We start from the raw sequence: 21,652 nt of genomic DNA, 5'->3' as shown, positions 1-21,652 counted from the left end.
GCCACCTAGTCAGAGAGAACCCTATGCAGCCGTTTTTTGCCCAGCGCTTCGAGAAGGTCGAGCCTTCCTTTATCCGTGAAATCCTCAAAGTCGCCGCCAATCCGGAGATCATCTCCTTCGCCGGCGGCCTGCCCAATCCCCACCTGTTCCCGGTCAAGGCCATCGAGCAAGCCTGCCAGGACGTGCTGCGCGAGCAGGGCGCCGCGGCGCTGCAATACGCCACCACCGAAGGGTTCGCCCCGCTGCGCCAGTACATCGCCGACCGCTACCTGAGCCGCCACGGCATGAGCGTCAACCCGGACAACATCCTGATCACCAGCGGCTCCCAACAGGCGCTGGATCTGCTGGGCAAGGTGCTGGTGGACGAGGGGCAGGATCTGATCATCGAAGAGCCGGGCTACCTGGGTGCCATCCAGGCGTTCTCCGTCTATCAACCGAACTTCAAGCCCATCACGCTGGGGGAAGAGGGACTGGATCTGGCCGCGCTGGATGCGCTGCTGGAGCAGGGTTCCAGCGCCAGGCTGCTGTACGGCGTGCCGAACTTCCAGAACCCGAGCGGGGTCTCTTACAGCCGCGCCAACCGTGAAGCCCTGGCCGAGCGCCTGGTGCGCCACGATCTGCTGATGGTGGAAGACGACCCTTATGGCGAGCTGCGCTTCGAGGGGGAACATCTTCCCCCCATCGCCAAGCTGGCGCCGAACAATACCGTGCTGCTCGGCTCCTTCTCGAAGACTGTCGTACCCGCCTTCCGTCTGGGCTGGATGCTGGTACCGGACTGGCTGCGCAAGAAGGTGACCATCGCCAAGCAGGCCACGGATCTGCACAGCAACGCCTTCAGCCAGCAGGTGCTGCACCGCTTCCTGACCGATCACTCCCTCGACGCCCATCTGGAGAAGATCAAGGAGGTCTATGGCCGCCAGCGGGCCGCCATGGAGGCCGCCCTGAGCCGTCATTGCCCGCCCGGCGTCAGCTACACCCGTCCCGAGGGAGGCATGTTCCTCTGGCTGACCCTGCCGCCCAGCGTCAGTGCCATGGCCCTGTTCGACGAGGCGATCAAGGAGAAGGTGGCCTTCGTGCCCGGTGCTCCCTTCTATGTGCGCCCCGAGATCCAGAACACCCTGCGCCTGAGCTTCTCCTGCGTGGATGAGGCCACCACGGAAGAGGGCATCAAGCGCCTCTGCCGCGCCCTGGCCCGCATGCTCTGAACCCTCTGAAGATGAAAAAAACCAGCGACCCGGGTCGCTGGTTTTTTTATGTCTCGCCGTCAGCCCCGGTGAGCGGGCAAGACGTGGATGGGCAGACCATTGGAGCCGCTAGCCAAGGCGCGGCCCCTCAGGCTGACGATCCCTTCTGGGCGGGTAGCTGGCTGGCAAAGACAGTCATCGGCATGGGCCTGCCATAGAGGTAACCCTGCTGGAAGTCCACCTTGCGCGCTTTCAGGTAATCGGCCTGAACCTGGGTCTCCACCCCCTCAGCCACCAGCAGCAGACCGAGCCGGGTCGCCAGATCGATGACGTTCTCGACGATGTGGCTGGAGAGCGCATCCGACCCTATCATGCCGACGAAACTCTGATCGATCTTGAGGAAGTCCACCTGGAAGGTCTGCAGATAGGTCAGGCTGGAGTGGCCGGTGCCGAAGTCGTCGATGGCGATGAAGACCCCGAGCTGGTGCAGCTCGGCGAACAGCCGGTCAGTCACCTCGTCCGCCACGATGAGCTCGCGCTCGGTCAACTCCAGCACCAGCTTGATGGGGTTATCCCGGAAGGCATAGATGAAGTCCCGGCAATCGTCCACCAGGCTGAGATCCTTGCAGTGGCTGGCGCTGATGTTGAAACCGAAGTGGAACCCCCTGGGCAGCTTATCCGCCAGGGGGGCAAACGCCTCCCGCACCTGGGCCATCAGCAACCGGGTCATGGGGACTATGAGGCCGCTGTCTTCCGCGAGCGGAATGAAGCGATCCGGCGAGATCATGCCCTGGCGGGGATGTTGCCAGCGCATCAGCACCTCGCAGCCGCTCCAGTGCGCATCGTCCCCGGTCACCACGGGTTGCAGGTAGGGAATGAACTCCTGCTGATCCAGCGCACGCTTCAGCTCCTGGGTCGGGGAGGTCGATCGTCCCGTCAACCAGAAGATCCCCACCCCGAACAGCAGGCTCAGCAGGGGATAGACGATGATGCCGACCTTGGAGTAGTCCCAGATATGGGCCCTGTACTCACCGACCGATACCCTGGTCACCACCTTGAACGGATACCTGGTCGAGCGCTCCTCCAGATAGCCCTGGCTGCCCGGGGGGATGAGCTTGTCGGTGAGCTGACTGTCCCGCAGCAGCATCTCCTGGCCGACCACCAGGCCGAGGGGGGAGTTGCGGCTCAGCATGTCCAGAATGTTGAGCAGGTAGTAACCATCTATACCCACCAGCACGCTGAACGCACCGATCTCCTCCCGGTAGACGATGAGGGGACGATTCGGGGTAACGGGATTGCCCTTCATCAGGTCGAGCTTGCCATCCGCATAGTCGCCCAGCCGGATCTCCCCGCTGACCGGCCCATAGAGGGAGGTGCAGTAGATGGTCGTGCCCTCGGCCAGGTTGACGCTGCGCACATCCGGCACCGTCGCCACCTGATCCCGCAGCCCCTGCACCACCTCGAGGCAGGGCTTGTCCAGGCTGCCGCGAAGGGCCGACGCCGCCACTTGGGCGTTGTCCAGAGTACGGTCAAACATCAGCCTGGCATGTTGCAGCCGCGCCACCGCATCCTGCCGCACCCCGGTGGCGGTCTGCCAGACGATGATGGCCAGTCCCAGCACCATGGGCAGCAGACCCGCCAGCAGGGCACAGACCAGCCGGACATAGAATTGACGCACCCTTAAACGACGAAATGGCATAACTGCCCTCATGGTCACGGCGAAAAAGCGGACGAGTTTACTCGCTGCTGTCCGCTTGGCAAGTAATGGTGATGCGTCCAGATACAAAGCGAATGGCGGCATGGTCGACAAATACCACCCCCATCGACGCTTCGTGCCGCCGCCAGCGCAAGGTGCACTAGCATGCCCCATCGTGAATTTATAATGCTCATAAAAACAGGATCTTGTCCATCCAGCGCCCAGCCTCTAGAGTAGAGCGAACAGCCGTCAGGGAGGCAGGACATGAAGATACTGATCACGGGAGGCACAGGCTTTATCGGCCGCCGCCTGGTGGCACACCTCAAGGTGGCGCATGACGTGGTGGTGTTGACCCGTCAGGGTAGCCGGGCCTATGAGCTGCTTGGCCATGACGTCACTCTGCTCGACAACCTGGACCGGCTGGACCACCTCAACGACGTGGACATCGTCATCAACCTGGCCGGGGAGCCCATCGCCGCCGGCCGCTGGAGCGAATCCCGCAAGCAGTTGTTGTGCAACAGCCGCTGGCTGCTGACCGAGCAACTGGTCGATCTCATCAAGCTCTCCAGCACGCCCCCCAGATTGCTGCTGAACGCCTCCGCCATCGGCTGGTATGGCCGCCAGGGGGATGAGCCTCTGGACGAGCGCTGCCACCACCCCCACGACGAGTTCACCCACCGGCTCTGCCAGCGGTGGGAGCAACTGGCCCTGCAGGCCCGCAGCGCCCAAACCCGGGTCTGCATAGTGCGCATCGGCCTGGTGCTCGGCACCGATGGCGGCGCCCTGCCCAGGATGCTGCCCCCCTATCGGCTGGGGCTCGGCGGCCCCATGGGCCCGGGCACCCAGACGATGAGCTGGATCCATGTGCAGGATCTGGTGCGGGCCATGCTGTTCCTGCTCGAGCACGACGAGTGCGAGGGGATCTTCAATGGCACGGCCCCGCAGCCGGTCAGCAATCGCCAGTTCAGCCAGACCCTGGCCAGCACGCTGCATCGCCCGCACCTCTTCTTCGTGCCAGCCCAGGTGCTTCGACTGCTGATGGGCGAGGCGGCGGATCTGCTGCTCACCGGCCAGCACGTCCTGCCCGCACGCTTGCAGGAGGCGGGGTTCCACTTCACCTATCCGGCCCTCCCCGAGGCCCTCGGCAACCTGCTGCAAGCCCCGCGCTGAAGCCATTATGAAAAATCCCGACCGAGGTCGGGATTTTTACGACTGGCACCTCGCCAGGGGGCTGTCAGAGCAGCCCCTGCCCCAGGCCTCTTAACCGGTCGCTCAGGGTGCCCGCCAGCAACTGGCGGCGCATGCCCTGACCGGCCAGGGTCACCAGCAGGGCACCCAGCAGGGGCAAGCAGGCCCAGATGGCCCAGTGGAACTGCCACCGGCCATCGAACCACCACCACTGCAGACCAAAGGAGCAAAGCTCCACCACCGTGGCGGCGCACAGTCCCGCCAGGGCGCCGCTCGCCACCAGCTCCCAGCGCAGCATCTTCTCGAGCAGTTTGCTGCCGGCCCCCAAGGTGCGCATCAGCAGCAGCTCGCGGCGCCGGGCGGCCATGCTGGCCTGGGTCTGGGTCAGCAGCACCAGCAGGGCGGCCACCGTCACCAGCCCCAGCATCAGCCCCAACGCCCGGCTCACTTGACTCGAGACCAGGGTTAGCCGTCCTATCAGATCCTCCACGTCGATGAGACTCACCGTGGGGTGGCGACGGATGATCTCCACCTCGGCACTGCGTCCCTGTGGCGGCAGGCGATAGCTGCCAAGCCAGGTCTGGGAGAAGGGGGCCAGCACGTCCGGCGAGAAGATCATGTAGAAGTTCGGGCGCATGTTGTCCCACTTGATGGACCTCAGGCTGGTCACCCTGGCCTCGAAGCTGCGCCCCTCTATGGTGAAGCTGAGGGCGTCCCCCAGGGCGATGCCGAGCTGGCCCGCCAGCACCTCGTCGACGGAGACCTCCCCCTTGCCGCCGAGCCACTGCCCCGAGATGACCTGGTTGTCGGGGGGCAGGGTCGCCGTGGTGGTGAAGTTGAGCTCGCGGTTCACCCCCTCCCGCGCCGCATCCTCACCCACTGCCTGACCGGCGATCCGGGTCAGACGCCCGCGCACCATGGGGTAGAAGTCCGAGGTGATGGCCCCGGCCTTGTGCAGGTCCGCCAGTATGCCGTCGCGCTCCCCGTCGGCCACATTGACCAGGAAGCGGTTGGGGGCATCCGCGGGCAGGCGGGCGGAGAAATCATCCAGCAGATCGACCCGCGCCGCCCACAAGAGCCCGAACAGCATGAGCGCCAGGGCAAAGCCCGCCAGCTGGAACAGGCCGCTGCCGCGCTCGCGGGAGAGGTGGCTGATGGCCAGACGCAGGGCATGGGGCCCCTTGAGCCGACCACCGAGTCGCAACAGCCCGGAGGCCAGCAGCGCCAGCAGCACCATCAGCAACCCCATGCCTCCGATGAGACCGAGCGCCAGCCTGACATCGGCGGTAAAGCCCCAGACCAGCCCGAACAAGCCGAGCAGGCCAACCGGCACCGTCAGCCAGGGGGGGATGCCCGCTTCCAGCTCCCGGCGCAGCACCCGCAGCGGTGGCACCTTGAGCAGACGCAGGAAGGGGACGAAGGCCAGCAGCAAGGTGATGAAGAAGGCGACCGCCAGACCCAGGGCGAAGGGACGCCAGGAGGGGGGCGGCAGATCCGCGGGCAGCAGATCCCCCAGCAGTTGCAGCGTCAGCCACTGCATGGCGCTCCCCGCCACCAGGCCGATCAGGGCACCGATCAGGGTCAGGGAGGCGAGGAGCGTCCCCATCAGTTGCCAGAGGGTACGCCGCGACGCGCCGAGCGTCTTGAGCAGCGCAACCATGTTGGTCTGCCGCTCGGCGAAGTGGCGCACCGCTATGCCCATGGCCAACGCCCCCAGCAACACGCCTGCCAGCGACGCCAGGCGGAAGAAGCGCTCGGCATTGGCCAGGGTCTTGCCGACCTGGGAGCCCTGATCGTCCGGCTTGATCAGCTTCTGCCCAGCCGTCAGCTTGGGCTTGAGCCAGCGCTCATAACGGGCGACCCCCTCCCGCGGCCCCTTGATGAGATAACGCCACTGCTGGCGGCTGCCCGGCAAGAGGGCGCCGGTCGCCTCAATATCGGCGCTGTGGATCAGCGCCCTTGGCGCCATCTGGAAGGGGCTGAAGCCCTGATCCGGTTCCTGACCCAGCTCCCCCGCCACCTTCAATCTGGTGTTGCCGACCTCGAGCTCGTCCCCGAGTGTGGCGCCGAGCAACTGCATCACCCGGTCGGAGAGCCAGATCTCGCCGGGCGCAGGGGCGCGCTGGGGCATCAGCTCCAGCTTGCCATAGAAGGGGAAATCGCTTGGCACGGCGCGAATAGACGCCAGCTGCAGGCCATCGCCGTGAAACAGCATGCTGTTGAAGCTGACCGTGGTCTGGACGAGGAGCCACTCCTGCTTCGCCTGGGCGAGCCAGGCCTCGGGCGCCGGGGTGGCGGAGCGCAGCACCCGATCCGCCCCGATGAAGTCGCGGCCCGAGGCCTTGAGCCCCGCATCCAGCCGGTCCGCCACCAGGGCCACACTCAGCACGCAGGCCACGCTCAGGGCCAGCGCCAGCACGAACCAGCGCAGCTCCCCGCTGAAGCCTTCCCGGCGCAGCAACTTGAAACCCAGTCGCCACTGACTCATGACAACTCTCCCACCCTGGCCGCCGCAACGGGCTCTGCCTCCAGCCGTCCCGCCGCCATCACCAGTTGCCGCTGGCAGCGCTGGGCCAACTCATGATCATGGGTCACCACCACCAAGGTGGTGTTGTGCTCACGGTTGAGGCGAAACAGCAGCTCGATCACCGTCTCCCCCGTCTTGCTGTCGAGGTTGCCAGTCGGCTCGTCCGCCAGCAACAGGCTGGGCCGGGTCATGAAGGCCCGGGCGATGGCGACCCGCTGCTGTTCCCCCCCGGACAGGCGCGGCGGCAGGTGGTGCAGCCGCTCGGCCAGCCCGACCTGGGTGAGCAGCTCGCGGGCCCGAGGCTCACAGTCGGTCTCGCCGCGCAGCTCGGCTGGCAGCATGACGTTCTCCAGGGCGCTCAGGGTGGGCAGCAGCAGGAAGGACTGGAACACGAACCCCACCTGCTCGGCACGCAATCTGGCCCGCCCCTCCTCGTCCAGCTGGGTCAGGGATTGACCCAGGATCTCTATCTCGCCGCTGCTCGGCAGATCCAGCCCGGCCAGCAGGCCGAGCAGGGTGGACTTGCCAGAGCCGGAGGCACCGACCAGCGCCAGCGTCTCGCCGGTATTGACTTGCAGATCGATCCCTTCAAGGATGGTGAGACTTTCCTGGCCGAGGCGAACGGTTTTGCCGAGCCCCTTGACGGTGATAATGGGCGTTGAACTCATGATACGTTTCCTGTTTGCCTGAACCTGTAATGACCATAGATCTTGGGAGTTGAATGCATGATACGTGTCTTGTTCGTCTTGAGTTGCCTGTGTGGCTGGCTCTCATCAGCTCAGGCGCAAACCCTGCTGGTACTGGGGGACAGCCTGAGTGCCGGCTACCAGATGCCGACCGAACAGAGCTGGCCTGCCCTGCTCAATGAAAAATGGCAGCAGCAGGGTGGCGAGCACAAGCTCATCAACGCCAGCATCAGTGGTGAAACCACCCAGGGAGGGCTGGCCCGCCTGCCCGCCCTGCTCGAGGAGCACAAGCCTGACTGGGTGCTGATCGAGCTCGGCGGCAACGATGGCCTGCGCGGCTTCGCCCCCGCCATCACCCGGGCCAACCTCACCAAGATGGTGGCGCTGGCCAAGGCCAGCCAGACGAAGACGGTGCTGACCCAGATCCAGTTGCCGCGCAACTATGGCGCTCGCTACCTGCAGCAGTTCGAGCAGATCTTCCCGGAGCTGGCGCAAGCCAATGGCCTGCCGCTGATGCCCTTCTTTCTCGATGATATTGTGTTGCGCCCTGAACTCATGATGAACGATGGGATCCACCCCACGGCGGCGGCGCAGCCCCAGATCCGCGATCGGGTCGCCCGCTTTATCGAGCCCCTGCTGACCCAGTGACCCCAGGGGGCCGGCATTGGCCCCGGCCCGCCAAAACAGAGCACCCGCCTTGGCGGGTGCTCTGTTTTGGCGGGCTTAAGGCGCTAGGCCTTTGAGTCGGGTTCAAGCCCCCAGGATCTGGCGCATGCGCTCCTGGGTAACCCCGACCAGCAAATCAGGCTGGAACTTGGAGATGAAGCGATCGCATCCCACCTTCTTGACCATGGCCTCGTTGAAGTTGCCGCTCAGGGAGGTGTTGAGGGTGATGAAGAGATCGGCCATGCGCGGATCGCTGCGCACCTCGTGGGTCAGACGGTAACCATCCATCTCAGGCATCTCGGCGTCCGTTATCATCAGCATGATCTCGTCAGTCACCTTCTTGCCCGCGTCGCACCACCCCTTGAGCAGCTTGAGCGCCTGCAAGCCATCCTGACACTCGATCACCTCGAGCCCGAGCTGGGCGAGCGTCTCGCGCACCTGATTGCGGGCCGTGCTGGAGTCATCGACGATGAGCACCCGGCGCCCCTGCATCTGGGGCAGGATCTCCTTGTCCAGCACCTCCGCCGAGATGCGGATGTCATAGGTGATGATCTCCGCCAGCACCTTCTCCACGTCGATGATTTCGACAATCTGATCGACCCCGCCCTCCGGGACACGGGTGATGGCGGTGAGGTAGTTGGCGCGGCCCGCCGAACGGGGGGGCGGCAGTATGTCCTTCCAGGTCATGTTGACGATGTGGGCCACCTGCCCCACCAGGAACCCCTGAATGGTGCGGTTGTATTCGGTGATGATGAGGTTGGATTCGTTGTCGACCGCCATGGGGCGCATGCCGATGGCACCGCGCAGGTTGATGACGGGAATGGAGACGCCGCGGATGTTCGCCACGCCGCTGATGTTGTGATGGGAGCCCGGCATCTTGTTGAGATGGGGCAGCTTCACCACCTCCCGCACCTTGAAGACGTTGATCGCAAAGAGCTGCTGGGTACCCAGCCGGAACATCAACAACTCCAGGCGATTCTCCCCCACCAGCTGGGTACGTTGATCCACTGAATCCAATATGCTCGCCATATAAAGCCCTTACGTCCGTTTCCCGAGTGCCGCCCCGCGATGGGGCGCCAGCATGCCAACCAGACCCGCATTCTCCCGGCAGGAGCAACGCAAGTCTCTATAGAAATAATGAAAAGGGTCGAGAAAAGATAGGAACTTGGCCACGGGACGTGATCCTCGCCCCATAGCCCAGTGACAGTCGTCCTTCATCGCCACCGACCCGACACAGAGAGTTATCGACCAGCAGGGGACAATGCTGAACCCGGGATTGGCCTGACGCCCGATAACACGCCCACCTGATGTGGCGCCCATAAAAAAACCGGCCGCAAAGCGGCCGGTCCAAAAATACAGTAGGCAGTCAGGGAATGACTTAGAAGTGGTACTGCATTGCCACGCCAACGACGTCGTCGGTGTTCTGGCCGAACTTGTTGTACCCGTCAGTGCCGTCGCTGCTCAGCAGGTTGGCCTTGTAATCAACGTAGACATCGAAGTTGTCGTTGATGTTGTACCAGGCACCGATGGACACGTACTCGGTCAGGGTATCGTCAATGTTCTGGTCGGCGTCTTTCACGTCCAGACGGTTGTACGCCAGGGACGGCTTCCACTGGCCCCAGGTGTACTGAACTACGGCTTCGTAACCGTTGCTCTCGCTAACGTAACCGTTGTTGCCGGCATTGTTAACGTAGACATGGTCTTCGCCATAGGCATAGGTCGCGGCAGCATACAGGTTGTTGGCGTTGTACTTGATACCAACGGCAGTCAGCTTCGCGTCCTGAGCGCCGAAGTTGGCCTTTTCAACCTGTTCGGTGGTCTTGCCGGCCTGGTTATAGGCCAGACCCAGGCTGATGCCCATGTCGAAGTTGTAGTTGGCAGACAGGGCGTAACCTTCGTTGGAGCCCTTGGTCCAGCTGGTAGCGCTCTCGTTCTGCGCTTCGTTCTCGCCGGTGAACTGGGCACCCAGCACCAGACCGTCGAAGGTGTAGATGTACTGGGCCAGGCCGTTGGTGCGACCGGTACCGAACACTTCGGTACCCTTGCCCAGGCCATCTCCGCCCCACTCCGGCAGAACGTCGGTGTAGTCGTTAACGGCCTTGGCAATCAGACCATCCTGACGACCGTAGCTGAAGGCACCGAAACGATCGTTCTTGATGCCAACGTAGGCATAACGCAGCTCGGTGTCGGAGCTGTTGGTCGGTACGTTGTACTCGACGAAGCCGTTGGCGACGGTTTCTTCGTTGATGCGGGTCTCACCACCGATGCGCAGACGCAGGTAGCTCTGATCGCCACTCTCGTCGTCGTTGTCGCTACCGTAGTACATGCCTTGAACACGGCCACCGATGTCAAGCTTGGTACCATCCTGGTTGTAAACGGTAGAAGCTTGTGCACCACCGGCCAGCAGCAGGCTGGAGATGGCCATCGTCAATGCTGTCTTTTTCATTGTTCGTTCCTCTGAGGTGTAAACCAGACCTGTGCTCGGTCGTTGTCATTTTGAATCGGGTTCATTTCCGATGACCTAGGGTAGATCTGCGAACCTTGATGGGAACTGAAGCTGGGGTCGATTAATTGGAAAAACACGATGCAATCCAGTCATTGCGACACCAAGTGTCACAAAGGCCGATTAATTTGGAATTTTAAACCATAGAAGACATGAAATAAGAACAATAAAAACGTCCTATATCGATATGACAGACACTTGTATCGAGCGGTGTTCAATAAGGGCCAGGTGGAGTGGGCTCCATGCGACCCCAATGAGCCTCAGATCGGTTGCCAGCCCCGCATGACGCGCAGCAGGTCTTTCCAGCTGACGATGCCCACCAGGGCGCCGTTTTCCAGCACCGGCAGGCAGGAGACATGCTGCTCCAGCATGATGCTGGCTGCCTCCTGCAAGGAACGTTCGGGAGAGATGGTGATGGGCTCGCGACTCATGATCTGGTGGGCGCGTCGGTTGAGGGTCTCGGTGTCGCGGTTCATCTCGGCATCCGTGTCGAGATAGGGGCTGATGGCGCGCAGCAGATCCCGGTCCGAGATGACCCCCACCAGCACCTCCTCCTCCACCACCAGCAGGTGGCGAAAGTGAGCCTGCTCGAAGATCGCCTTGATGACATTGAGCCTGTCATCCATGGAAACGGTCGCAACCCGGGTCGTCATGATCTCTTTAATCAACATGGAAGCCTCCAGCCCCCTGACAGATGTCTCTGTTATGGCACGTTTTTCTTGCCGCAGCCAGCCATGCCCTCCAGCCTCAAGTGCAAATCCGAGTCATTTCACGTAAGATCCGCGCCAGTTTCTCCCCTTCATTGAGCCAAGCAGATCCATCCATGATAGTTGCCAGTCAAATCGAACTGATCCGCGGCGGCCGCACGCTGCTGGACAACGCTTCCTGCACCATACATCCCGGCCACAAGGTGGGCCTGGTGGGCAAGAACGGCTGTGGCAAGTCCACCTTCTTTGCGCTGGTGCGGGGCGAGCTGGCCATCGACAACGGCAGCTTCAGTCTGCCCGCCGGCTGGCAGATTGCCGGCGTGGCCCAAGAGACCCCGGCGCTGGACTGCTCCGCGCTGGAGTACGTGGTCGATGGCGACAAGGAGTTCCGCGCCCTCGAAGCCCAGCTGGCCCAGGCCGAGGCGGATGACAACGGCCTCCTGGTGGCCGAGCTGCACGGCAGGCTCGACACCATAGGCGCCTACAGCATCCGCGCCCGCGCCGCCGAGCTGCTGCACGGCCTGGGCTTTGGGGGCGATCAGCTCGACTCGCCGGTGCGTAGCTTCTCCGGTGGCTGGCGCATGCGCCTGAACCTGGCCCAGGCGCTGCTCTGCCGCTCCGATCTGCTGCTGCTCGATGAACCGACCAACCACCTGGATTTGGATGCCGTCATCTGGCTGGAGAAGTGGCTCAAGGGCTATCAGGGCACGCTGGTGCTTATTTCTCACGACCGCGACTTCCTCGATTCGGTCATCAACCGCATCATCCACATCGAGAACGGCAAGCTCAACGAATACACCGGCGGCTACTCCGACTTCGAGCTGCAGCGCGCCGAGCAGCTGGCCCAGCAGCAATCCATGTACGAGAAGCAGCAGCGGGAGATGTCCCACATGCAGGCCTATGTGGACAGATTCCGCTACAAGGCCTCCAAGGCCCGTCAAGCCCAGAGCCGGCTGAAAGCCATGGAGCGGATGGAGAAGATACTGCCCGCCCACGCCGACTCCGAGTTCAGCTTCGAGTTTCGCGAGCCCTCGGCCCTGCCGACCCCGCTCATCGCCATGGAGAACCTGTGCGCCGGTTACGGTGACAAGGTGATCCTGGAGAAGATAAAGATGAACCTGGTGCCGGGCTCGCGCATCGGCCTGCTGGGGCGCAACGGCGCCGGCAAGTCCACCTTCATCAAGATGCTGTCGGGCTCCAATGCGCCGCTGTCGGGCAAGCTGGAGGTGAGCGCCGGGGTCAGCATCGGCTACTTCGCCCAGCATCAGCTCGAGACCCTGCGCCTGGACGACACCCCGCTCGATCACCTGGCCCGCCTCGCGCCGGACAAGTCCGAGCAGGAGCTGCGCAACTACCTCGGCAGCTTCGGCTTCCACGGTGACAAGACGCTGGACAAGGTGGCGCCCTTCTCCGGCGGTGAAAAGGCGCGGCTGGTGCTGGCGCTGATCACCTGGCAAAAGCCGAACCTGCTGCTGCTGGATGAACCGACCAACCACCTGGATCTGGAAATGCGCCACGCCCTGACCATGGCGCTGCAAGGCTTCGAGGGCGCCATGGTGGTAGTCTCCCACGACCGGCACCTGCTGCGCACCACCACGGACGACTTCTATCTGGTGCACGGTGGCCGGGTCGAGCCGTTCGACGGCGATCTGGACGACTACCACAAGTGGCTCGGGGAGCAGGAGAAAGAGGCCAATGCCAAGCCGACGGACGGCCCCGTCTCCGCCAACTCGGCGGTGGCACGCAAGGATCAGAAGCGGCTCGAGGCCCAGTTCCGTCAGCAGACCCGGCCACTGCGCCAGAAGCTGGAGAAGCTCGAGGCCAGCATGGAGAAGCTGCAAGGCAAGCTTGGCGACATAGAGAGCCAGCTGGCCGATCCCGCCATCTACGAAGAGAGCGCCAAGGGCAAGCTCTCCGAGCTGCTCAAGTCCCAGGGCCCCCTCAAGGAGCAGCTGGAAGAGGTGGAGCTGGAGTGGATGAGCCTCAGTGAGGAGCTGGAAACCATGGAGCAGGCCTTCTTTGCGTGACGAACGGCTGATGGCCAGCGAGCGGGTCGCCGTGCATGAGCTGCCGACGCCGCTCGGCTTCTGGCACTGGAGCGGCAAGGTCTATGGCGAGCGCAGCCAGGACTGGCTCGACGTGCAGAGCCAGGGGGGCAACGTCAACCTGGCGCTCTTGCTGCACCACCTGGACTTGCTCGGCATCCCGGTCGATCTCACCGACCTGCAACCGGCCCTGGTCCAGACCGAAGCCGTGCTGCTCCCCTGGCGCACCCTGCGCCAGCAAGCCAAGTCACGGCTGGCCGAGGAAGAGTACCAGGCCATGCTGGCCCACGAGCTGGAGCTGGAGCGGCTGCAACAGGGGGTCCTGCTGCAGACCCTGCGCGGCCTCTCCCTGTTTCGTGGCAAGAGCCACAACCTGTTGAACTATCTATCGTTACTGGGTGCCCAGCAGGGCCCCCTCAGAGATCTAATATGCTGAGCTACCGCCACGCCTTTCACGCCGGCAACCATGCCGACGTGCTGAAACACGCCGTCCAGGCCCTGATCATCGAGTCCCTCAAGAAGAAGGAGAAGCCCTTCATCGTGCTGGATACCCATGCCGGCGGCGGTCTCTACGACCTGCGCGGCGACTGGTCCCAGAAGAAGGCGGAATATGCCGACGGCATAGGCCGCCTGTGGGACGAGCGGGCCCAGTGGTCTGCCATGGCCCCCTATCTGGGCGTCATCGAAGAGATGAATAGCGATGGTCAGCTGCACTACTACCCGGGTTCCCCCGAGCTGTCGCGCCGTCTCGCCCGCGAGCAGGACAAGCTGGCGCTGATGGAGCTGCACAACAACGAGGTGGAAGATCTTCGCGCCAACATGGGGTATGACCCCCGCGTCGCCGTGCACCATCGCGACGGTTTCGAGGGACTGGTGGCCCTGCTGCCGCCGACGCCGCGTCGGGGGCTGGTGCTCATCGACCCTCCCTATGAGTTGAAAGAAGACTACTTCGCCGTGGTCAATACCCTTAAAAAAGCGCAGAAGCGCTGGGCCACCGGCATCTACGCCCTCTGGTATCCCATCCTCGGCCAGGAGGCGGACAAGTCCCGCGATATGCTCAAAGCCATCAAACGGGAGAACTTCGGCAACGTCCTGGTGGCGGAGCTGGAAGTGGCCGGCCAGACCGCCGACTGGGGCATGAACGGCTCCGGCATGCTCATCGTCAGCCCCCCCTGGATGCTGGACGAGCAGATCGAAGACTTCCTCAAACCCCTGTGCGCCAAACTGGCCCAGGGCGCCGGTGCCCAGTACAGGGTGGAGTGGCTCAACAAGGCAGCTGACTGAGCCCTCACCGACCGCAAACACGACAAAGCCCCGAAAGGGGCTTTTCTCTGTCTGCCGTTGCCGGGATGACGCCGCTCGCCTCAGGCTCTGACGGGCATATCCCGCCAGAGCGCCAGAATGAGCAGCGCCAGCAGGGCGAAGGGCGGTACCAGGCAGAGCAGCACGCACAGGACGGTGACAAGCACGGGGTGGCGGCTCTTGCGCCGGGCCAGTCGCCAGGCCACGACGCCGACGACGATCATCAGCAGCAGGATGAACAGCACATAGATGTTGGCATTGATGGTCATGAAAGCTCCTTTTTCATGGCAAAAGGCACACTCTAGCGCCGTTGTGGCCCCAGGCAACTCCCAATCTGGTGGTGTCTCCCCTGGTTGATAGGCATTTTCTATTTCGCCGATAGATGAGAATGGTTTTCATTTGATGTGATTCCGGGCGATACTGCACTCATCGCCATAGGAGACACCATCATGAAAAAGACCATCAGCTTTGCCGTTCTGCACTTCAGTGTCGCCTTCACCGTCGCTTACCTGCTGACCGGCGAACTGCTCACCGCCAGCCTGATCGCCCTGATCGAGCCCGCCGTCAACACGGTCGCCTTCTACTTCCACGACCTGGCCTGGAACAAGCTCAAACCGGGCCACAGCCTGCAGGCCAAGACCAGCAGCTTCGCCCTGGTGCACTTCTCGGTGGCCTTCGCCGTCGCCTACCTGCTGAGCGGCGAGCTGCTGACCGGTGGCGTCATGGCGTTGATCGAGCCTGCCATCAATACCGTCGTCTTCTTCTTCCACGAGCGGCTGTGGCGCGCCCGCCAGCAACTGGCACTGGCATAAGGGAGGGCTACCAGCCCTTCCCCCTCACGAGCGGCGATAGCAGCCACCAACCCCTGCTGCTGGCCTAAAGGAGGCCGGCAAAACCGGCCCCATGCGCCCAATGAGGGGGCATAACCCCCTCTCACAGCTCGACTACACCGACACTCCCCTTGCCATAACGACTCATTCTTTGATCCCGCCCGAAAATCCATCACCCTGCCCTTCCCCTCAGCGCCACCCTCGCTAACATACCCGAATGGCAATATATGCCTCGTTGGAGTCACCCATGAGCCACGCCATCCCCCAGGCACAGCCAAATAGCAGCACACTGGAAACTGAAATCCAGTGCGGTAGCTTGCCTAAAAGCGGTAACCAGCAAACAGAGCTGTTTCTTGTCCAAAAATTTCTGAGTGGAGGCTGTGCATGGAAACGCAAACGCTGCATCGGGGTCGGCTGATCGACCACATTCAGCTGGTGGTGAAGGACCTGGTTGCCAGCCAGCGCTTTTACACAGCTACGCTGGCCGCCCTCGATATTCCCATAGGCGGCGCGGGTGAGGGCTATTTCTGGGCTGACGAGCTCTTTGTCACCTACATCGACAGCCTGGCATCGCTCGGAGTGCTGACCGGTCGTCATCATCTCGCCTTCCAGGCGCAAGACAGGGCCATGGTGGATCGCTTCTACCAGGCGGCCCTCGCCCACGGCGGCCAGGACAATGGCGCCCCCAGCGAGCGGGTCTATCACCCCGGCTACTACGCCGCCTTTGTCCTCGACCCGGACGGTAACAATATCGAAGCTGTGTATCACGGCGAGGCAAAACGCAGTTCGGGGTCAGTGGAAATTCGCTTTTAAAAATAGGCCGTAATACCCGCGATTCGGGCACCTACACATATCATGATGCCGAAGGTGCCGGCGCCTCGCCCTAGCTCAAAATAGCGTGTACCTAAATGTCAACCTAATATAATTCTCTAGCTTTTATCGATCTGATTTGTGAGACTTAGCAATCGTTGTGATTCAAATATAGTCATGGTTGTGATAGAACACCCAAAGAAAGTACAATATGCTCTATAGATTGCATTTTAAATATTTTCCGTTAGATTTAATATAATGTTTTTGAGGTGATAACATGTCAGACTATTGTTTTTATACACATGATGCCTTAGCTATAGCAGAGCGTGTCAGCATAAAGGAACATATAGATAGTTTTGCCGAGAGGCACAAAAAGCAAACTTATGTATTGTGTAAACCGTTATCAAAAGAAGATGCATCATATGAATACAATGATGCTCTAGGGAAGGTGCGAATAAGCGGGGAAATTCTTCTCGGCTGACTCAGTCATTTCATTTCTTCATGTTTGAGCCGATTTTTTCTCCCGTAAATGCCTTGAATCAGCCTATTTAGACCGTTTCTTCGCCATTTAAGGCGCTATTCCCAGTTTTTAGTGAGATCTCTCCCACTGACGTATCATTTGGTCCGCCCGAAACAGGTTGGCCAGCGTGAATAACATCGCCAGTTGGTTATCGTTTTTCAGCAACCCCTTGTATCTGGCTTTCACGAAGCCGAACTGTCGCTTGATGATGCGAAATGGGTGCTCCACCTTGGCCCGGATGCTGGCTTTCATGTATTCGATGTTGATGGCCGTTTTGTTCTTTCGTGGATGCTGTTTCAAGGTTCTTACCTTGCCGGGGCGCTCGGCGATCAGCCAGTCCACATCCACCTCGGCCAGCTCCTCGCGCTGTGGCGCCCCTTGGTAGCCGGCATCGGCTGAGACAAATTGCTCCTCTCCATGCAGCAGATTACCCAGCTGATTGAGGTCATGCTCGTTGGCAGCGGTGGTGACTAGGCTGTGGGTCATGCCACTCTTGGCATCGACACCAATGTGGGCCTTCATGCCAAAGTGCCACTGATTGCCTTTCTTGGTCTGATGCATCTGCGGATCGCGTTGCTGCTCTTTGTTCTTGGTCGAGCTGGGTGCCTCAATGATGGTGGCATCGACCAAGGTGCCTTGAGTCATCATGACGCCTGCTTCGGCCAGCCAGCGATTGATGGTCTTGAACAATTGGCGGGCCAGTTGATGCTGCTCCAGCAGGTGGCGGAAATTCATGATGGTGGTGCGGTCCGGCAAGGCGCTATCCAGGGATAACCGGGCAAACAGACGCATGGAGGCGATTTCGTACAGAGCATCTTCCATCGCGCCATCGCTCAGGTTGTACCAATGCTGCATGCAGTGAATGCGTAGCATGGTTTCCAGCGGATAAGGTCGCCGGCCATTACCAGCCTTGGGGTAAAACGGCTCGATGACTTCCACCATGTTTTGCCATGGCAGAATCTGCTCCATGCGGGACAAGAAAATCTCTTTTCTGGTCTGACGGCGCTTACTGCTGAATTCACTGTCGGCGAAGGTAAGTTGATGACTCATGATGAACCCTGTTCCATGGCTCCAGATGACAAACATGATCTCATATCAGGGACTTGTTCGCACCTTCCTTAGATTCGATGATGATGAGGAAAATGAAAACGGTCGAGTTCATCCGAGATATCATTTTGACTTCTACTATAAAAACTCTTCATCAGTTAAGCTTGGTATTGAAAAAAGCATTAGCTTTGAATATTTTAAAAAGCTCTTTGATCACGAGGCTGAAAGGCCTTATGTTACATAATTGGACAATCTAATCAATATTATATAGCTATGATGTGATACCAGCCCGTAGATTAGAATAACGAAGCGTATTTGAACATGCGCGAGTCAAGCAGCACACCGGTAGCCGGATAATCGTCAGGCGCCCTTCCAACGATCATTCTGCCGCGATCGTCTGATTACGCTTCGCTAATCAGACCTACAAAAGAGATATTTCACTCCCTCCTTCAGGATCGGGAAATCCCCCTGCCACTGACCTATAGTGGGCTCCTTTCACACCACCTTTGCGAGCAGCAGTATGTATATCGGCGAATTTGCCCGGCTGGCGGGCACCACTCCAAAGGCAATCCGGCTCTACGAGCAGCTCGGGCTGCTGCCCGAGCCCAGGCGGCGCGGCAAGTATCGCGTCTACCGGGCCGAGGATCTGGAGTGGGTCGGCTTTATCCGCCAGACCCAGCAGCTCGGCTGCAAGCTCGGGGAGCTGGTTCCCTTGCTGGCAGGCCTCACCAGCCTCGCCGAGTTTCCCTGGCAGAAGGTGGAGCAGCTTATCGCGGGCAAGCTGGCGCAGATCGAGGCCGAGGTCGCCAGGCTGCAACGCCAGCATCAATCCCTGACCCAGTGCACCGAGTTGCTGGCGCAGCACCCCTGCCGCTATGGCGCTCCCGTCCCACACGACCCCGAATCGCAGCTTCATCAGAGGGATGCAGGGCAGGCGCACAAGGTGGCTTGACTCTGTCCCATGGGACAAGGGGTGTAATGGGGGCTCACTTCATCAGGAGCCACGCCATGACACCCAAGCTGCTTATCATCAACGGCAACCCCAAACCCGACAGCCTCTGCCATGCCCTGGCCAGGGAGTACGCCCGCAGCGCCGAGGAGGGTGGCGCTGAGGTCACCCTGCATCACGTGGGGGAGCTCGCCTTCGAGCCGGATCTGCACCATGGCTATGACGAATTGCAGCCCCTCGAGCCCGATCTGCTGGCATTGCAGCAGAGCCTGAAGCAGGCTCACCATCTGGTGATCGTGGCCCCTCTCTGGTGGGGCCACCTGCCGGCCCGGCTCAAAGGCTTGCTGGACAGAACGTTGCTCTCGGGGTTCGCCTTTCGCTATCAGAAGGGCAAGGCGCTTCCCGAGCGCCTGCTTGCCGGCAAGACGGCGCGCCTGCTGCTCACCATGGACAGCCCTGTCTGGTACTACCGCTGGTGGCTGGGCTCCCCCGTCGAGCGCACCCTCGCCAAGCCCGTGCTGGGGCTCTGCGGCATCCAGCTGACCCACCGCCAGCATCTGGGGCCCGTCCACACCTCGGATGAAAAGGCGCGCCAGCGCTGGCTCACGCAAGCCGGGGCCGCCGCTCGCCAGGATACGCAGCAGTTGGCGCGGCGACGACCCTGAGCCAGGGCGTCGGCGACCCAGGTGACCAGGGTTGTCGGCAGCGGTGCCCAGAGAGACGGACAAGCTTGCCTGGGGTGAAAAAGTCCTCGGCGGCTTGGCGCCCTTGTGCTGTAGTAAGCGGGAATCCCCCTTGCTGGAGCCTTTTCGATGAACAAGATGTTGCTTGGCACCCTCGCCTTGATGCCGCTGCTGGCCAGTGCCGCTACCCCTTCCTTTGACTGTGCCAAGGCCCACAGCGCAGCCGAGCAGCTTGTCTGCCAGGACGCCGGGCTGGCGGCGCTGGATAACGAACTCGCCGCCCTCTATCCCAAGGCGCTGGCCAAGCTGTCGGCCGAACAGGCGAAGACGGAGAAGGCGATGCAACGCGGCTGGATCAAGGGGCGCAACGAGTGCTGGAAAGAGAGCGACTCGCGCCAATGCGTGGAGGAGAGCTACCAGTTGCGCATCACAGAGCTGCAGATAAAGGGGGGGCAGCTGAGGGTGCCAAGCCCGGTCGACTACCAGTGCGACGGCGGGATCCGGCTCTCGACCTACTTCTATAACGAGGCCAAGCGGCCCGCTGCCGTGATCAACCTGAGCGAGGGGGCGCAGCAGTCGCAGGTGCTCGCCTTTGAAGCCCCCAGCGCCAGCGGCGCCCGTTATGAGGGGCAGAATCTCACGCTGCTGACCAAGGGGAACGAAGCCCGGCTGGAGCGTTATGACCAAGCCGCCCGGCAGTGCCGGGTCAGCGGCCAATAAGCCCGCCTCGCCCATGAAAAAGCCCCGCAGTTGCGGGGCTTTTTGTTGGCGGTCACCGGGGTTATTTCACCGCGATCGCCTCGGCCATGGGGGTCTGAAACTCCCGCTCGGCATCGGCGAAGCGATCCAGCATGGCCTTGGAGGGGGCCTTGTCCAGCAGGCTGAACAGCACTATGGCCAGGGTGGCGAAGACGAAGCCCGGGATGATTTCATACAGACCCAGCCAGCCGAACTGCTTCCAGACGATGACGGTCATGGCACCGGTCAGCATGCCGGCCAGGGCGCCGTTGCGGGTCATGCGCGACCAGAGCACGGAGAGCAGCACCACGGGACCGAAGGCGGCACCGAAACCTGCCCAGGCGTAGCTCACCAACCCCAGTACCCGGTTCTCCGGGTTCACGGCGACAGCGATGGCCACCACGGCGATCAGCAGCACCATGGCACGGCCGACCCACACCAGCTCTTTCTGGGAGGCGTTCTTGCGCAGGAAGGGCTTGTAGAGATCTTCGGTGATGGCGCTGGAGCAGACCAGCAGCTGACAGCTCAGGGTGCTCATCACCGCCGCCAGAATGGCGGAGAGCAGCACGCCGGCAATCCAGGGGTTGAACAGTATCTTGGAGAGCTCGATGAAGACGCGCTCCGGGTTGCCGGTGACGCCGGCGGCCTGCTCGGTGAAGGTGGAGAAGTAGGAGAGGCCGAAGAAGCCGATGGCCACGGCGCCGCCGAGGCAGAACACCATCCAGGTCATGCTGATACGGCGGGCATTGACCATGGAGTGGTGGGAGTCCGCCGCCATGAAGCGCGCCAGTATGTGGGGCTGGCCGAAGTAGCCCAGGCCCCAGGCCATCAGCGAGATGATGGCGATGAAGTCCAGGTTCTTGAACATGTCGAGGTTGCTGGCGTTCTGTGCCGCTACCTGCACCATGGCGGTGTCGATGCCGCCGACGGCGATGATGACGAATACCGGGGTGAGGATCAGGGCGAAGATCATCAGGGTCGCCTGCACCGTATCGGTCCAGCTCACCGCGAGGAAGCCGCCGAAGAAGGTGTAGGTGATGGTGGCCGCGGCACCGACCCAGAGGGCGGTGTCATAGCTCATGCCGAAGGTGCTCTCGAACAGGCGGGCACCGGCCACCACGCCGGAGGCGCAATAGATGGTGAAGAACAGCAGGATCACCAGGGCGGAGAGGATGCGCAGCACCCGGCTCTTGTCCTCGAAACGGTAGGTGAAGTAGTCCGGCAGGGTCAGGGCGTTGCGGTTTTTCTCGGTGTGAACCCGCAGCCGGCCTGCTACCCAGCGCCAGTTGAAGTAGGCACCTATGGTGAGGCCGATGGCAATCCAGCTCTCGGAGATGCCGCCGATGAAGACGGCGCCCGGCAGGCCCATCAGGAGCCAGCCGCTCATGTCGGAGGCCCCGGCGGAGAGGGCGGTGACCCAGCTCCCCATGCGGCGGCCGCCGAGAATGTAGTCGTCAAAGTTCTGGGTGGCGCGATAGGCGATGAAGCCGATCAACACCATCCCGAGGATGTACACCAAAAAGGTGATGAGCATTGGGGTGCTAGCTGTCATTCAAAACTCCGTTATGTGA

General features: G+C 61.7%; 20 protein-coding genes. 11 read left to right on the top strand and 9 right to left on the bottom strand.

Features of this window, described 5'->3' with window-relative positions; genetic code table 11:
* Window positions 1-23 precede the first annotated feature (23 nt).
* The gene (locus tag KI797_RS03995) at window positions 24-1,205 is read left to right on the top strand and encodes an aminotransferase-like domain-containing protein (RefSeq protein WP_226171612.1); all 1,182 of its coding nucleotides are present in this window, start codon (window positions 24-26) and stop codon (window positions 1,203-1,205) included.
* Window positions 1,206-1,332: 127 nt separating this feature from the next.
* Here the strand turns inward: KI797_RS03995 and KI797_RS03990 are convergent, their stop codons facing one another.
* A complete protein-coding gene (locus KI797_RS03990) occupies window positions 1,333-2,883 on the bottom strand; it encodes an EAL domain-containing protein (protein ID WP_041205096.1) in 1,551 nt (516 codons plus the stop codon).
* A gap of 261 nt (window positions 2,884-3,144) precedes the next feature.
* Between KI797_RS03990 and KI797_RS03985 the strand changes: the two genes are divergently transcribed.
* Entirely contained in the window at window positions 3,145-4,050 is a 906-nt protein-coding gene (locus KI797_RS03985; protein ID WP_226171608.1) for a TIGR01777 family oxidoreductase, read from the top strand.
* Between the two features lie 64 nt (window positions 4,051-4,114).
* On the opposite strand, the gene KI797_RS03980 is transcribed toward KI797_RS03985, so the two are convergent.
* A complete protein-coding gene (locus KI797_RS03980; RefSeq protein ID WP_226171605.1) occupies window positions 4,115-6,556 on the bottom strand; it encodes an ABC transporter permease in 2,442 nt (813 codons plus the stop codon).
* Window positions 6,553-7,263, bottom strand: coding sequence for an ABC transporter ATP-binding protein (locus KI797_RS03975; RefSeq protein ID WP_226171601.1), 711 nt, complete (start codon window positions 7,261-7,263; stop codon window positions 6,553-6,555). The genes KI797_RS03980 and KI797_RS03975 overlap by 4 nt, the downstream gene beginning before the upstream one ends.
* 57 nt (window positions 7,264-7,320) lie before the next feature.
* Here KI797_RS03975 and KI797_RS03970 point away from each other — a divergent pair, with 57 nt between their 5' ends.
* Window positions 7,321-7,929, top strand: a complete 609-nt coding sequence (locus KI797_RS03970) for an arylesterase (RefSeq protein WP_226171599.1) — start codon at window positions 7,321-7,323, stop codon at window positions 7,927-7,929.
* Window positions 7,930-8,031: 102 nt separating this feature from the next.
* Here KI797_RS03970 and KI797_RS03965 read toward each other — a convergent pair whose 3' ends face one another.
* The 3 genes from KI797_RS03965 to KI797_RS03955 form a co-directional block, all read right to left on the bottom strand.
* Window positions 8,032-8,976 (bottom strand): chemotaxis protein CheV, encoded by a 945-nt coding sequence (locus tag KI797_RS03965; protein WP_042650193.1) that lies wholly within the window; start codon window positions 8,974-8,976, stop codon window positions 8,032-8,034.
* Window positions 8,977-9,325: 349 nt separating this feature from the next.
* Window positions 9,326-10,393 (bottom strand): porin, encoded by a 1,068-nt coding sequence (locus KI797_RS03960; RefSeq protein ID WP_226171596.1) that lies wholly within the window; start codon window positions 10,391-10,393, stop codon window positions 9,326-9,328.
* Window positions 10,394-10,710: 317 nt separating this feature from the next.
* Entirely contained in the window at window positions 10,711-11,121 is a 411-nt protein-coding gene (locus tag KI797_RS03955) for a CBS domain-containing protein (RefSeq protein WP_226171593.1), read from the bottom strand.
* Window positions 11,122-11,273: 152 nt separating this feature from the next.
* Here KI797_RS03955 and KI797_RS03950 point away from each other — a divergent pair, with 152 nt between their 5' ends.
* The 3 genes from KI797_RS03950 to KI797_RS03940 are packed head-to-tail and all read left to right on the top strand — an operon-like array spanning window position 11,274 to window position 14,486.
* On the top strand, window positions 11,274-13,184 hold the full coding sequence (locus tag KI797_RS03950) for an ABC transporter ATP-binding protein (RefSeq protein ID WP_226171591.1): 1,911 nt from the start codon (window positions 11,274-11,276) through the stop codon (window positions 13,182-13,184).
* Entirely contained in the window at window positions 13,177-13,638 is a 462-nt protein-coding gene (locus KI797_RS03945; RefSeq protein WP_182787743.1) for a DUF2390 domain-containing protein, read from the top strand. The genes KI797_RS03950 and KI797_RS03945 overlap by 8 nt, the downstream gene beginning before the upstream one ends.
* Window positions 13,632-14,486 (top strand): 23S rRNA (adenine(2030)-N(6))-methyltransferase RlmJ, encoded by an 855-nt coding sequence (locus KI797_RS03940; RefSeq protein WP_226171588.1) that lies wholly within the window; start codon window positions 13,632-13,634, stop codon window positions 14,484-14,486. The genes KI797_RS03945 and KI797_RS03940 overlap by 7 nt, the downstream gene beginning before the upstream one ends.
* An 80-nt stretch (window positions 14,487-14,566) precedes the next feature.
* Here KI797_RS03940 and KI797_RS03935 read toward each other — a convergent pair whose 3' ends face one another.
* Window positions 14,567-14,773, bottom strand: a complete 207-nt coding sequence (locus tag KI797_RS03935; protein WP_005325909.1) for a hypothetical protein — start codon at window positions 14,771-14,773, stop codon at window positions 14,567-14,569.
* Between the two features lie 180 nt (window positions 14,774-14,953).
* On the opposite strand from KI797_RS03935, the gene KI797_RS03930 reads away from it, so the two are divergent.
* Window positions 14,954-15,316 carry a DUF2061 domain-containing protein gene (locus tag KI797_RS03930; RefSeq protein ID WP_226171568.1) on the top strand — a complete coding sequence of 121 codons (363 nt, stop codon included), beginning with the start codon at window positions 14,954-14,956 and terminating at the stop codon, window positions 15,314-15,316.
* A 402-nt stretch (window positions 15,317-15,718) separates the two neighbouring features.
* Complete coding sequence (locus KI797_RS03925) at window positions 15,719-16,147, top strand: VOC family protein (RefSeq protein ID WP_226171565.1); 429 nt, start codon at window positions 15,719-15,721, stop codon at window positions 16,145-16,147.
* Between the two features lie 586 nt (window positions 16,148-16,733).
* On the opposite strand, the gene KI797_RS03920 is transcribed toward KI797_RS03925, so the two are convergent.
* Entirely contained in the window at window positions 16,734-17,714 is a 981-nt protein-coding gene (locus KI797_RS03920; RefSeq protein WP_226172994.1) for an IS5-like element IS5 family transposase, read from the bottom strand.
* Between the two features lie 517 nt (window positions 17,715-18,231).
* Here KI797_RS03920 and KI797_RS03915 point away from each other — a divergent pair.
* The 3 genes from KI797_RS03915 (at window position 18,232) to KI797_RS03905 (ending at window position 20,063) form a co-directional block, all read left to right on the top strand.
* On the top strand, window positions 18,232-18,663 hold the full coding sequence (locus KI797_RS03915) for a MerR family transcriptional regulator (RefSeq protein WP_226171562.1): 432 nt from the start codon (window positions 18,232-18,234) through the stop codon (window positions 18,661-18,663).
* 56 nt (window positions 18,664-18,719) lie between these two features.
* Complete coding sequence (locus tag KI797_RS03910) at window positions 18,720-19,325, top strand: NAD(P)H-dependent oxidoreductase (RefSeq protein ID WP_226171559.1); 606 nt, start codon at window positions 18,720-18,722, stop codon at window positions 19,323-19,325.
* A gap of 147 nt (window positions 19,326-19,472) precedes the next feature.
* Window positions 19,473-20,063, top strand: coding sequence for an MliC family protein (locus KI797_RS03905; protein WP_226171557.1), 591 nt, complete (start codon window positions 19,473-19,475; stop codon window positions 20,061-20,063).
* Between the two features lie 61 nt (window positions 20,064-20,124).
* On the opposite strand, the gene putP is transcribed toward KI797_RS03905, so the two are convergent.
* Entirely contained in the window at window positions 20,125-21,633 is a 1,509-nt protein-coding gene (putP, locus tag KI797_RS03900; protein ID WP_043132978.1) for a sodium/proline symporter PutP, read from the bottom strand.
* Between the last annotated feature and the right edge of the window lie 19 nt (window positions 21,634-21,652).

The organism is Aeromonas media (assembly GCF_020423125.1).
In the GTDB taxonomy this organism is placed as follows: Bacteria; Pseudomonadota; Gammaproteobacteria; order Enterobacterales; family Aeromonadaceae; genus Aeromonas; species Aeromonas media.
This window is presented reverse-complemented; position numbering and strand designations above follow the sequence as displayed.

Bases quoted from the DNA above. Each gene is read 5' to 3' on its own strand.
- KI797_RS03995 (WP_226171612.1), top strand. From the start codon at position 24: ATGCAGCCGTTTTTTGCCCAGCGCTTCGAGAAGGTCGAGCCTTCCTTT.
- KI797_RS03990 (WP_041205096.1), bottom strand. From the start codon at position 2,883: ATGCCATTTCGTCGTTTAAGGGTGCGTCAATTCTATGTCCGGCTGGTC.
- KI797_RS03985 (WP_226171608.1), top strand. From the start codon at position 3,145: ATGAAGATACTGATCACGGGAGGCACAGGCTTTATCGGCCGCCGCCTG.
- KI797_RS03980 (WP_226171605.1), bottom strand. From the start codon at position 6,556: ATGAGTCAGTGGCGACTGGGTTTCAAGTTGCTGCGCCGGGAAGGCTTC.
- KI797_RS03975 (WP_226171601.1), bottom strand. From the start codon at position 7,263: ATGAGTTCAACGCCCATTATCACCGTCAAGGGGCTCGGCAAAACCGTT.
- KI797_RS03970 (WP_226171599.1), top strand. From the start codon at position 7,321: ATGATACGTGTCTTGTTCGTCTTGAGTTGCCTGTGTGGCTGGCTCTCA.
- KI797_RS03965 (WP_042650193.1), bottom strand. From the start codon at position 8,976: ATGGCGAGCATATTGGATTCAGTGGATCAACGTACCCAGCTGGTGGGG.
- KI797_RS03960 (WP_226171596.1), bottom strand. From the start codon at position 10,393: ATGAAAAAGACAGCATTGACGATGGCCATCTCCAGCCTGCTGCTGGCC.
- KI797_RS03955 (WP_226171593.1), bottom strand. From the start codon at position 11,121: ATGTTGATTAAAGAGATCATGACGACCCGGGTTGCGACCGTTTCCATG.
- KI797_RS03950 (WP_226171591.1), top strand. From the start codon at position 11,274: ATGATAGTTGCCAGTCAAATCGAACTGATCCGCGGCGGCCGCACGCTG.
- KI797_RS03940 (WP_226171588.1), top strand. From the start codon at position 13,632: ATGCTGAGCTACCGCCACGCCTTTCACGCCGGCAACCATGCCGACGTG.
- KI797_RS03935 (WP_005325909.1), bottom strand. From the start codon at position 14,773: ATGACCATCAATGCCAACATCTATGTGCTGTTCATCCTGCTGCTGATG.
- KI797_RS03930 (WP_226171568.1), top strand. From the start codon at position 14,954: ATGAAAAAGACCATCAGCTTTGCCGTTCTGCACTTCAGTGTCGCCTTC.
- KI797_RS03925 (WP_226171565.1), top strand. From the start codon at position 15,719: ATGGAAACGCAAACGCTGCATCGGGGTCGGCTGATCGACCACATTCAG.
- KI797_RS03920 (WP_226172994.1), bottom strand. From the start codon at position 17,714: ATGAGTCATCAACTTACCTTCGCCGACAGTGAATTCAGCAGTAAGCGC.
- KI797_RS03915 (WP_226171562.1), top strand. From the start codon at position 18,232: ATGTATATCGGCGAATTTGCCCGGCTGGCGGGCACCACTCCAAAGGCA.
- KI797_RS03910 (WP_226171559.1), top strand. From the start codon at position 18,720: ATGACACCCAAGCTGCTTATCATCAACGGCAACCCCAAACCCGACAGC.
- KI797_RS03905 (WP_226171557.1), top strand. From the start codon at position 19,473: ATGAACAAGATGTTGCTTGGCACCCTCGCCTTGATGCCGCTGCTGGCC.
- putP (WP_043132978.1), bottom strand. From the start codon at position 21,633: ATGACAGCTAGCACCCCAATGCTCATCACCTTTTTGGTGTACATCCTC.